7 protein-coding genes, 1 tRNA gene and 1 rRNA gene are annotated in these 12,367 nt (G+C 45.3%); 6 read left to right on the forward strand and 3 right to left on the reverse strand.

What is annotated here, in order from left to right; translation table 11 throughout:
- Positions 1–27: 27 nt before the first annotated feature.
- Positions 28–142: ribosomal RNA gene (rrf, locus tag ASC49_RS12505) — 5S ribosomal RNA — on the forward strand.
- A gap of 255 nt (positions 143–397) precedes the next feature.
- On the opposite strand, the gene ASC49_RS12510 is transcribed toward rrf, so the two are convergent.
- Both ASC49_RS12510 and ASC49_RS12515 read right to left on the reverse strand, forming a co-directional pair.
- The gene (locus ASC49_RS12510; protein WP_055463595.1) at positions 398–2,098 is read right to left on the reverse strand and encodes a tannase/feruloyl esterase family alpha/beta hydrolase; all 1,701 of its coding nucleotides are present in this window, start codon (positions 2,096–2,098) and stop codon (positions 398–400) included.
- 128 nt (positions 2,099–2,226) lie between these two features.
- Positions 2,227–3,405: an AGE family epimerase/isomerase gene (locus ASC49_RS12515; protein WP_055463596.1), complete on the reverse strand. Its 1,179-nt coding sequence runs from the start codon at positions 3,403–3,405 to the stop codon at positions 2,227–2,229.
- A gap of 142 nt (positions 3,406–3,547) precedes the next feature.
- Between ASC49_RS12515 and ASC49_RS12520 the strand changes: the two genes are divergently transcribed.
- Both ASC49_RS12520 and ASC49_RS12525 read left to right on the forward strand, forming a co-directional pair.
- On the forward strand, positions 3,548–6,913 hold the full coding sequence (locus ASC49_RS12520) for a PAS domain S-box protein (protein WP_055463597.1): 3,366 nt from the start codon (positions 3,548–3,550) through the stop codon (positions 6,911–6,913).
- A 10-nt stretch (positions 6,914–6,923) separates the two neighbouring features.
- Positions 6,924–7,934 carry a response regulator gene (locus ASC49_RS12525; RefSeq protein WP_055463598.1) on the forward strand — a complete coding sequence of 337 codons (1,011 nt, stop codon included), beginning with the start codon at positions 6,924–6,926 and terminating at the stop codon, positions 7,932–7,934.
- A 187-nt stretch (positions 7,935–8,121) separates the two neighbouring features.
- On the opposite strand, the gene ASC49_RS12530 is transcribed toward ASC49_RS12525, so the two are convergent.
- Positions 8,122–8,198 (reverse strand) — tRNA-Arg (locus ASC49_RS12530).
- Between the two features lie 196 nt (positions 8,199–8,394).
- On the opposite strand from ASC49_RS12530, the gene ASC49_RS12535 reads away from it, so the two are divergent.
- From ASC49_RS12535 to ASC49_RS12545, 3 genes are read left to right on the forward strand one after another with little or no spacing between them, the layout of a single operon-like run.
- Entirely contained in the window at positions 8,395–9,282 is an 888-nt protein-coding gene (locus ASC49_RS12535) for a DUF4394 domain-containing protein (RefSeq protein WP_055463599.1), read from the forward strand.
- 23 nt (positions 9,283–9,305) lie between these two features.
- Positions 9,306–9,917, forward strand: a complete 612-nt coding sequence (locus ASC49_RS12540; RefSeq protein ID WP_072242108.1) for a methylamine utilization protein — start codon at positions 9,306–9,308, stop codon at positions 9,915–9,917.
- Positions 9,917–12,289, forward strand: coding sequence for a bifunctional diguanylate cyclase/phosphodiesterase (locus ASC49_RS12545; protein WP_055463600.1), 2,373 nt, complete (start codon positions 9,917–9,919; stop codon positions 12,287–12,289). Before ASC49_RS12540 ends, ASC49_RS12545 begins: the two co-directional genes overlap by 1 nt.
- Positions 12,290–12,367: the final 78 nt, after the last annotated feature.

Raw genomic sequence — 12,367 nt, forward strand, 5'->3', positions numbered from 1 at the left:
ACATCAGAACGAACGCAAACCCGTTTGCTTGACGATCATAGAGGCGTTGAACCACCTGATCCCATCCCGAACTCAGAAGTGAAAAGCGCCATCGCCGATGGTAGTGTGGGAGATCCCATGTGAGAGTAGGTCGTCGTCAAGCTTTTAATTAAGAAGCCCTGATTGCTGATGCAGTCAGGGCTTTTTTACGTCTATCGAAAATGCCCGGCCTGATCCCATCCCGAATTCAGAAGTGACTCTTTACACGCCGCAGGCGCTCGCCATTATGCAAGGGGGCAGATCCCCCCTATGCGCACATCAATTTCCAACCGCTGTATTCAGCTGAGGGATCTGCTTCTAATTGCCCAGCATCATTCGATAAGGGCCTCCTAACCTAGAGGGGCTAAGTGCTTACTAACTACTTGCAGCTAAAACTAGCGGCTAAGTTTGTGTCACCCTTACCATTGTATTTAGCAACCGTAGGGTAAGGGCATAAAGGACGCTCTAAGCCTTCGAGGAAACTCTCAGGAAGCTCTTCGTTGGCACCACCTGGGTTATTTTTGCCTCGAACTGAAGCGATCACTTGTTCAGGTTGCTGACCTTTTTCGACCCAGTTAACGAGAGGGGTAAGCATGTCAAATTGATCGGTTGATGAGCCGCCACGACAGTGTCCCATACCTGGTATTGGGTAGAATTGAGCAAATTGATTGGCATGCCCTTGGTTATTTTCATTAAGTTGATCATACCAAGTTTGGGTATCATCAACGGAGAAAATTGCATCAGACACGCCGTGGTAGACCATGATTTTCCCGCCACGATCTCTTAAGGTGTCTAAGGATGTGGGAGACGGAGGTGCCATAAAGCCCATTCCTGACTCAGTGTATTGCTCTGCGATAGCGTAAACTTTGGCGACTAGATCATCAATATTGGACTGCCATACAAACTTTGCACCATCAAAGTTGCGAATGTTGAAATCTTTTAACCCAACGGGTGGTGTTTGAAAAATCATGGCGACGGCACCAGAATCTCGTTGTAATGGAGCATTGTATTCCCATGAAATATGACCGTCGCTGGCGATGCCTGTATCGTATGGGAAAGAGGCGTAAAACACTTTGCCATCACTTGTTGTTACGCCTGAAAAAATTTTCCCAATAGCTGTCTTCTGATCTGTTGTTAAGCAATTACCGTCACGCCCACTTTCACATGTTGGAATATCATTCTGTAAGCTGAAAGCGGTTTGGCAGGAACGATAGTCCTGCACTAAGCCATCTTCTAAGCCATCCAAGGCATCACACTTTTTAAGGATTGTATTAGTTACCATTAATCGCTCTTGTTTGGTAAAAGCGCTTTCTAGATTATTACGATCGGTTCCCGGAATACTGGCATAGGTTTGCGCTCCCGCAATACTTGCTGTCGCGGCAAGCGGTAAACGATAGCCAGGCGCTCCTACTAAAATGCCATCGTACTGGTCGCCGTATCGAGCTGCAGCCACCATGGCATGGCGTCCTCCATTTGAGCATCCAGCAAAGTAGCTGCGATCGGGTTGCTTACCATAACTTTGTTGAAGAATTGATTTTGCCATTGGGGTAAGTTTTGCCACGGCTTGATAGCCATAATCTAAGCGGGCCTGTGGATCATAGCCAAATGTTGGTAATGGCTTACTATGCCCCGCATCTGAGCTGATAACGGCAAAGCCTTTGCTTAATGCACTGGTTGTCGGACCTCCACCAGTATCGCCAAGGGCCGTTTTGACTTTACCATCTAAGCCGCCATTTGCTTGATACAAAAATCGACCATTCCAGCTTTTTGGTAAACGCATTTCAAAGCCGATAGCGTAGCGTTGACCATCTATCTCGGAAGTACGCGGATACATTTCTCCGATCACTAAACAATGTTCAGCGACATCTTGTCCAGCTAGCCTAAGTTCTCCTGATTGAATGGTTGATACAGCTTTGATTGTGAGATGTTCATAGGAAAGGGATTGTCCTAAAGCCTCACATTGCTTAGATAAATGAGCACTGCTTGCTGGAGAGAGCTGCGGGGGAGTTGCTTGCATAACTGAACTACAGCCTTGCAATGTAATAGCGGAAACCGCTAAAGCTAGAATGGATTTTTTCATACTAACGTCCTTTTTATTATCCGTGTTTTAAAGATATCCTCCTTAACGAGACTGAGTGTATTCAAAATTTGATAAAGCTATTTTATAAAGGCATAGCGAGAAACTGCCACGCCTTTATAAACCCATTACTAAAACGTCATTGTATCTAGCACGTCCCAACAGGCTCCCAATGTGTGATAATCCACTTTGCCCATTGGTGATTTTTCCTTGGTGATTTTGCTACCATCGCGCGCAACAATTCGAAACCAAGCTCCGTATTGATGATCAATTAAATGGTCCCAGCTGTATTGCCAAAGCTTGTCGTACCAGACCAAGTATTGCTTGTCACCAGTGACGTTATATAAGCGATAAGCGGCAGCAATGGCTTCGGCTTGTACCCAGAAGTATTTTTGACCATCGGCGAACTCTCCCGTTTCAGGAGCAAAGCCGTAGACTAAGCCACCAAATTCATTATCCCAGCCCTTAGTTACGGCTTGGTCAAATAGTGATTTAGCTCGTTCAATATACCAAGACTCCGGGCTAAGCTGATGAAGTTGAAGTAGCAACTTTGTCCATTCGACTTGGTGACCAGGCTGAAAGCCCCAAGGCTTGAATAGGTCATCTGGTTTATCAATATTGTATTGCCAGTCGGGTAGCCAATTTTCATCGTAATGCTCCCAAATCATACCGCCAGCGAGATCACAGAGTTCTCCTGCAAAGCGTTTCGCGAGCTGCTTTGCGCGATTAAGAAAGCGTCTGTCTTGAGTCGCTCGGTAAGCCGCGATAAACGCCTCGCACATATGCATATTGGCGTTCTGTCCACGATAAGGATCGAGAGCTGACAAATCTCCTGATCGTTCATCGGCGTAAGCATGAAATTCTGATTGATAGAAATACTGCTCTAGCCAATCAAATCGTTTAATGAGTTGAGCCTTAGCATCACAAACGCCTGCTAAGTGAGCATGAGCGTAGGCAAGAACGACAAATGCTTGGCCATAAGCCATGGCCGTTTTATCAACAGATTCACCTAACATCCAAGCATAATGATTGGTTTCACTGAGGTAATGCTTTTGCTCTAGGTGTTCTAATCCATGCCGTACCCAATCCCGGTAATGTTCTCCATAACCTCGGCGATAGGCCTCAGCATAGTTAAAGATAAAGCGAGTTGACGACACAAGATGTTTGCTCTGACGATCGAAAACTGAGCCATCATCCAAAAAATTCTGAAAAAAGCCCCCTTGTGAATCAAACACATTAGGCTCATAAAAATTGAGAATATCGAGAGTCTGCTGCTTTAGAAAGGCTGGCTGCTGAAACTTATGTTGCATGGAAATCCCTTATCTGGCTAAGACGATGTACAGAATAATAGATAATTATGTTCAGGCACTGTTATATATATGCAAGACTGATAAAGTAGTGCGTTAATAATTAAATGCGGCACTTGGTGTCAAAAAATATGCAGAGCACTCTATGAACTGGCTAGATACACTTTTTGCTACCGAAGTCGATCCATCACTTCTTATTGTTGGGCAGTATGACTCTTTGTTAGTGATTCTGTCTATTTTGGTGGCAAGCAGCGCATCTTTTTTTGCTTTGCGTATGGCTGAAACCGCACGCCATATCGTGATTGAGAAATATCGCCACATCGCCACTATCACTGGTTCTAGTATTCTTGCTGGTGGTATTTGGAGTATGCATTTTGTTGGAATGTTGGCCTTTGAAATGCCTTACCAGCATAGCTACAGTGTTGGACTTACCATCGCTTCCCTGCTGCCGGCGTTTGTCGCGAGCTTTATTGTTTTACGCTCTTTAATTTATGTTCAAGAAAAGGATACGCTCTCTCTTACTTCGACTCTTAAAAACGGTGTCATTGTTGGAGCGGGAATTGGCGGGATGCATTATTTGGGTATGGCTGCGATGGAGAGTCATTTTACGATTAAATATAATCCTTACTTATTCGTCCTTTCTATTTTTGTTGCCGTGGGCTTGGCTTGCGTTGCGTTGCTAGCGCGACGAGCAATGAAGTTGTCGTTTCCAACTATACCGACTATTCGAATAAAGATAGTGATTGCTATTATTATGGGCCTAGCTATTTCTGGTATGCACTATACTGGCATGTCAGCGGCTTACTTCATTGAATACTCACCAGATATGCTTATGCCGGTCGCTCAACCGAGTGATGCACTTTTAGGCTATTCAGTCTCTATTTTCTCTTTTCTAATCTTTATCTTAGCGGTAAATGTCAGTTCGCAGTTGCGCTATCGCCAGCTTCTCATGGAAAAAACGGCAAGTGAGGCTCGGACTCAAGCGATATTAGAAACGGCTACTGATGCCGTGGTTACTATGAATGCCAAAGGTCAGATAGAGGCGTTGAATAGTGCTGCTCAAGAAATCTTTGGTTGGCAGGAGTCTCAAGTCAAAGGGTTATCCGTTGCGGTACTGTTCCCTGAGCGCGAGGATGAGAATTACGATGGTTTCTTAGTAGACTATTTTGAAAAGCCTGAATACAGCATTATTGGCACTAACCGAGAGCTAATGGCTCGAGATAGCTCTGGTCGACTATTTCCGATTGAGCTTGGGATTGGCCGCATAAACTTGCCTAATGGTGATCTTTTATACGTTGGCTTTGCATCCGATATTTCGCAGCGCAAAGAAATGGAAGATCGCATTCGTGCCAGCGAGGATCGGCTAAGTTCCCTGATTCGAAATATTCCTGGTGTGTCGTTTCGTTGTTTGCTCGATGATAACTGGACTCCCTTATTTCTATCGGAAGCTATCGAAAGTTTGAACGGCTATAAAGCAGAGGATTACCTCGAAGGACGCCGCAGTTTTGGTTCTTGGCTACATCCTGAGGATCAAGAACAGGTGACTAACTTCTTCTCAGCAGCCATTGGTAAGCAGGACAAATACGATCTGGAATATCGTGTTACCCATAAAAATGGACAAACCTTATGGGTCCTAGAGAGTGGCACTATCGTTTACGACGAAAATGGCAATGCCAAATGGATCGATGGTGTCATGCTCGACATTACTTCCCGTAAAACAATGGAAGATGAATTACGTGAAGCAAAGTCCAAAGCAGAGTACGCTGCTGAGGCAAAAGCTTCTTTCCTCGCGAATATGAGCCATGAAATCCGTACGCCGATGAATGCTATCATTGGTTTTAGCAGTATCTTGTTAGATTCCTCTTTGCCAACTGAGACGCGTCGACATTTACAAACCATTAGTCAGTCAGCTCAATCCTTGTTGCATTTGCTGAATGATATTCTCGACAGTGCTAAGCTCGATAAAAACAAACTTGAATTGGAAATGGTTCCATTTAGACTCAATAGTTGTGTTGATACGGTTATTTCGACTCTGTGGTTGCAAGCGAAGAACAAGAATTTATCCCTAGAGTTTGAAGTCAGTCCGAAACTGCCAAAAGTGGTATCTGGCGCGGAAGATCGGATTCGACAAATTCTGATGAACCTTGTAGGCAATGGCATTAAGTTCACGGAAAAAGGTTCCGTAACTCTTAAGGTTGAGCCACTGGCCGCTCGTCCAAATTGGGTCCGTTTTGCTGTTCGTGATACCGGAATCGGAATCTCCCAAGATCGTATCAGCACGATATTTGAGGCATTTACGCAAGCAGATGCTTCCATGAGCCGTCGTTTCGGTGGCACAGGGCTTGGCACGACTATTTCCAAACAATTGGTTGAATTGATGGGTGGAGAGATACACCTAGAAAGTCAGCTCGGTGAGGGGAGCTGCTTCTACTTTGATATTCCATTGCCAGAGTCTCATGCAGAACTAGTGCTTGATAGTCAGAAAATATTGCAGCTTCCTCCTCTGCGCATATTGGTTGCAGACGATATTGAAGAGAATCTAACGTTACTGAAAATCATGCTAGGTAAGCTTGGGCATAGCGTGTTTGTGGCAAGCGATGGTGTTGAAGCCATCGAACAATTCAAAATGTTCCAACCTGACATCGTGCTGATGGATATCCAAATGCCAAGACTAGATGGTTTAGGCGCTTGCCAAGCCATCCGAGAATATGAACAAGCCTCTGGGCTGAAGACAACACCAGTAGTGGCACTGACAGCAAGTGTGTTGCTGGAGGATCGACTACAAGCGCAAGAGGCGGGTATGAGTGGCTTTGCCAACAAACCAGTCGACTTACCGGCACTCACACAAGAAATCGCTTCTGTACTGAATATCGATCCTGAAATATTGGCCTCTGTTACGACCAATAGCTCTTCGCAAGCGCATAAGCTTACCGTGGTGCATGTGAACCGAGGGCTTGAGCTTTGGGGGGATTACGCGGTTTACGTGTCTGAGTTGGTCAAGTTTTACAAGAAGAATCAAGCATTAGTCAGTACGCTTAAAGCCCATCTAGAGCAGCAAGAATGGGTGTTGCTGGCTGAGCGAGCGCATGCATTAAAAGGCTTAACGGGCAATCTAGCGTTGTTATCTCTGTATCAACATTTTGCGACACTGGAAAAAGCCAGCGATCATCGTCGTTTAAGCGATGCGACATCCGCGTTAGAGCACATTGATGAAGTATGGCGTGCACTGGAAGAAGATGTTGTAACCTTAGAATCCAATCTTGAACCACTTGCAGATGAACACGCAAAAGAAGGTAAGCTGAGTAATCAAACCCTCATTGAGTTACTGACGCAATGGCTGCACACTACCGAGTCTGGCGAGCTAGATGATGATCTGTCGAAAACGATTGTTGATGGTGCTTGTGAGGACATTTCTTCCGTGGTTTATCAGGCTGCGCAAGCGATTGATGACTTCGATTTCAAAGAAGCCGCCGAGCTGATTCACCAAGCTCGATCTGTACTTCGTAAGTAAAGGAGTATTTATGTCATTACTCAATAAAACCCTTCCTCGCATTCTCATTGTGGACGATGAACCAGCGAATTTAAAAGTGCTGCGTCAGGTTCTGCAAGACAGCTATCGACTGACCTTTGCACGTTCAGGTGCAGATGCCTTAGAGCTTCTTGAAAAGGAAGAGGTAAGCCTTATTCTTCTGGATATCATGATGCCTGACATGACTGGCTTTGAGGTGTGCGAACAAGTGAAAGCTCAGCCTCATACCGCCCATATTCCAGTGATCTTTGTGACTGCTTTAAAAGATACCATTGATGAAGAGACAGGCTTTAACCTAGGGGCAGTCGACTACATTACTAAGCCGATTGTGCCTGCTATTGTGAGGGCGCGAGTAAAGACTCATTTATCGTTGGTGCAAGCGGATGTCTTAAAAGCAACCCAAGTCGACTTAATCCAGCGCTTGGGGCGTGCGGCAGAGTACAAAGACAATGAAACTGGTATGCATGTGTTACGCATGAGTCATTATGCGCATGTCTTGGCTTTGGCAGCAGGTATTGATGCTGAGGCAGCAAATGAGTTACTGCTGGCGTCGCAAATGCACGACCTTGGTAAAATCGCAATTCCAGATAACATTTTGCTGAAACCTGGTCGTCTTAATGATGATGAATTCAAGCAAATGAAGGCACATACACTAATCGGCGCCGATATTCTATCTAACCCGCGCTCTCAGCTGGTGGCGCTGGCTTACTCAATTGCCATGACGCATCACGAGAAATGGGATGGTAGTGGCTATCCTAAAGGCTTAAAAGGCCTTGAGATTCCACTAGAAGGGCGTATTGCCGCGATCGCGGATGTCTTTGATGCGCTGACTAGCGAGCGTCCTTATAAGGCGGCTTGGCCTGTGGAGGAGGCGGTTAACCTACTTCAGCAAGAGTCTGGCAAGCATTTTGACCCTGATCTGGTGGGGTTATTTGTACAAGAGCTTCCCAAAATTCTCGACATTAAGCACCAATTTGCTGAGCAAATTATTAATAAAAATTAAGTGCGCTTAATAGGCGTTAATAAGAGGCTTTTCCAGGTGATTGGATTTGCTCAGCCGTTTTAATCCCAAGGTGATCAACGTTAAATCAGGTTTTATTACTAAAAAGTCACTAGCTGGTATTGGCGGCTCAAGCCGCGCTTGAGTTCAGTAAGAGAAAATATCTAACTCTATGATATGCTTTTGGAAATGGTACGCCCGAAAGGATTTGAACCTTCGACCTTGCCCTCCGGAGGGGCACGCTCTATCCAGCTGAGCTACGGGCGCATTGTGTAGGCGGCGAATTATAAGGGGTTGTGTGCCATCACTCAAGGATGATTGTTAAGATCAGGTTAAAACTTCCAGAATGTGTTTGCAGGACTTGGCTGGGAAGTAGCTTTTTGTATAAATTAAGGTCAATGTCACCTAGATATCGTATCCTCTTGTGCAAACTATGCCAGATATCGTACCAAGGAGTGATCTTATGCCTTATAGCAGTAAAGTTTTGCATTTAGCAGTGTTGCTGAGCGCTGTGTTAACAACAACCGCTACTCTAGCGGCTCCTACCTTATCTAAAGCTCCGACATCCGTGTGGGCGGTGGACGATCAACATATTCTTTTTAACGTACATCCTGAGCGTCCTTCAGACGTTTTAAGCTCTTTCCCTGTTACCGGCTTGTTAGAAGCGGATCGTATAATTGGCATCGATTTTAGAGTAGCGCGTGGCGTACTGTATGCGTTGGCTAATAGCGGACGTCTCTATCGTCTTGATACCCAGTCTGGTCAAGCCGAACTGGTTGAGGGCTCTGAGTCAATTACAGAAATGGCGGTCGGGCCTTACGGCTTCGATTTTAATCCGGCGGCAGATAAGTTACGTGTGGTTGGCAACCACAATAAAAATATGCGTTTAGACCCAGATAGTGGAGCGAGAGTAGATTTTGATAAACAACAGGCTGGTGTACAGACAGATCCTGACTTAGCGTTTTCAGAAACGGATTCGCAAGCGCTTACTAATCCAGATATCGTGGCGGCGGCATACACTTATAACAGTTCCGATAGTAAAATGACGACCAACTATGCCATTGATCGACGAACCGGCATGCTGCTAATACAGGGAACAAAAGAAGGGGTATCGCCTTCTGTGTCGCCTAACTTAGGGGTGCTTTATACTGTGGGGGCACTAGGCACTGGTCCTATCAAAGATGCGTCGTTTGATATTAGTGATATCAGTAATACAGCATTAGCAGCAATCTGGCCGATCGAGGGCCGTCAAACACAATTAATGAAGGTTGACTTAGAAACTGGACATGCGACAGCCATCGGCGTCTTAGGTAATGGTGGGCATGTGTCAGGGTTGGCGATTGAGCCTTAACTTAGTAGGAGTAGTAATAGCGTATGTTGAAATACGTAAAAAACGTGGTGCTGGCCGTTTGTAGTATGTGGTCAGCACTGGTTTGGTCGGATGTTGTGATTAAAGTGACGGACTCGAATAGTCGCCCCCTAGCCAATGCGGTGGTTTTTCTAAAGTCACCTGATTTAATAGCAAGCTCTAAGCCTCTAAATAAAGCTGAGATTGCCCAAAGTGATCGTACTTTTATCCCAGGTGTTCAGGTGGTCACAGTGGGCACGGCGGTGGACTTTCCGAATCGTGACGATGTACGTCACCATGTGTATTCATTTTCTCCTGCGAAGACTTTCGAATTAAAACTGTATACTGGTAAGCCCGAAGCCCCAATTGTGTTTGATAAAGTTGGCATCGTCGAGCTGGGCTGTAACATACACGATAGTATGCTGGGATGGGTGTTAGTAAACGATACCCCTGTTTATGGGCGTACTGATGAAACAGGGTATGTTCGTTTTGATGGCAATCCTTCTGATTCCTACAAAGTAGATGTCTGGCATCGAAGCTTTCCTTATGGTGCACCCTATGAAAGTTTTCCCTTAAATGATCAGGACGATTCGTCGGCATATTCTATTTCGTTGCAAACGCCTGGAGTCTCCTTGTAATGGGCGCGCTATCACGCATGATTCGTGGACGATTGTCATTCCGCTTTATCGTTATGACGTTAGCGCTCTTGGTGCTTATCCAAGCCATTGGTTTTGGCATTGTTCAGGCCTCTGTAGATCGCTATGTGCGTGAAGAGGTCAAGCACTCCATGACAGTAGCGGAGCGAGTTTGGAATAAGCTACTGGTGCAAAACCATCAGCGCTTAGAGGAAGGCGCAGAGTTGCTGGCTGCGGACTTTGGCTTCCGTTCGGCAGTCGCCTCTCGAGATGCTAATACGATTTCTTCTGCTTTGCTTAATAGTGCCAATCGAATAGGCGCTTCAGTTGCCGTTTTAGTGGATTCTCAATGGCAGGTAAAAGCTTCTTCAGAAGAAAGAATCTTAAATACCTCTAGTATTCAAGCCTTGATTAAAGACCTTGCGCAAACTCGCTCTCAAAAGGGCAATGATGTCTTTTTGACGGCTATTTACGAAGGAAACCCGACCCAGTTTGTGATTGTGCCAATTCTTGCACCACGGGTGATTGGCTATATCTTAATGGGCTTTGCAATTGAGCCGGACATCATCGCTGAAGCAAAAGATTTATCCGGCGTTGAGTTAGTGCTGATGTCGCGGAGTGCGTCTGATGTCGTACATGTGAATGCCAGTTCAGAAGCTTTGAAGCAACATTTCTTAGCGTACATTCCAGGAGAGTATTTCTTAAATGATTTGACGTTGGATATGCCAATTCATGAGGACACATATGTCACCATGATCCACGGTCAAGAGGTAGTAGGTGGCTACATCAGCCTAGCCTTAATGAAATCATTAAATGAAGCCAAGCAGCAATTTACCGAATTATTTAATCAATATCTCGTCATCACAATTATCGGCCTAGTCATCTTTGCTATCACCATTACTTGGTTATCCCGCCGAGTGGCTCGACCGCTAGAAATTCTGACCACTGCTACAGGTGCACTGCAGCAGGGGGATTATGATGTCGACATCAGCGGCACCAGTCGAGAAGATGAAGTGGGTCTACTGGCGCGAAGTTTTGATGGCATGCGTAAAAGCATTAAACAACAGCAAGAGACCATCACCAAGTTAGCCTATTACGATCCACTGACAGGTTTGCCAAACCGCTTAAGTTTTCGTAATAAGGTCGCGGATTTGATAGGAACCGGCGACTATTCGTCTGTAAGTGTTATTACTATTAATTTAGACCGATTCAAACAAGTGAACGATGTACTGGGCTATGAGATGGGAGATGAAATCCTCAAAGCGACGGCATCGCGTCTCTTAGGGATTAGTTGCTGTGATCATGATAAGTTGGCTCGTGTAAGTGGTGATGAGTTTTCTGTTTTAGTGCTGCCTGACGGTCAAGCGGCCATCGATGTGGCTCAATCGTTACTTGAGAAGTTAAATGAGCCATTAGAAATCGATAACACACTGATCGATTTAAGCGCGAGTATTGGTGTTGCCAGCTGGCCTGCGGACGCTGAGAGCAGCGATTCATTGATCAACGCCTCTCAGGTTGCGATGTATGCGGCGAAGAATCGCACCGAAGACATTATTCAATATAAACATGAATTGATGACCTCGACGCCAGAAAGCTTAAGCTTGCTATCAGAGCTACGACAGGCTGTGATTAATGACGAGTTACGAGTGTATTTGCAACCTAAGGTCACCACTAAAGATCAGCAAGTGATTGCAGCGGAAGCGCTTGTACGCTGGCAACACCCTGAAAAAGGCTTAGTTCCCCCATTCAAATTTGTACCTTTTGCCGAACAAACGGGCTTTGTTCGAGAATTAACTAAATGGATTATTCGTGCCGTGGCAAAACAATGGCACGATTTGCAAATGGATGGACAGACATTCCGTGTTTCTATTAATTTATCGACACGCGATCTACTCGCAGCAAGCTTCCCTGAGTTCTTAGCAAAAACCTTAAAAGAGTACAATGTTCCTGCTTCGGGTCTATGTTTGGAAATTACTGAAAGTGCCATTATGGACGATCCAGGCTTTGCTGAGCAGACCTTAGCCAAGCTGTCTAATATGGGATTTCGTTTGTCGATTGATGACTTTGGTACAGGATATTCTTCACTAGGATACTTAAAGCGTCTGCCTGTGAATGAATTGAAAGTCGATCAGTCGTTTGTCTTTGGTATGATTGAGAACAACAGTGATCGCATGATTGTTCAATCGACCATCGATCTGGCTCATAACCTCGGACTAGATGTGGTCGCTGAGGGAGTAGAGACCGAAGCAATGTACCAAATGCTAGCTGAGTTAGGCTGTGAAGAGGTACAAGGGTATCTGATAGGCAAACCGATGCCATTGGATGCTTTTATCACTTGGCGTGAGGAATGGAATGCTCGTTACGGCTCAAATTGAGTCAAATATGACGGTTATCTTGCAAAATTATGTAAATCTTATGGATAAGATTGCGAAATCTTGAAGTTGATGAGTGCT

Origin of the sequence: Marinomonas fungiae (genome assembly GCF_001418205.1) — a bacterium.
GTDB lineage: Bacteria > Pseudomonadota > Gammaproteobacteria > Pseudomonadales > Marinomonadaceae > Marinomonas > Marinomonas fungiae.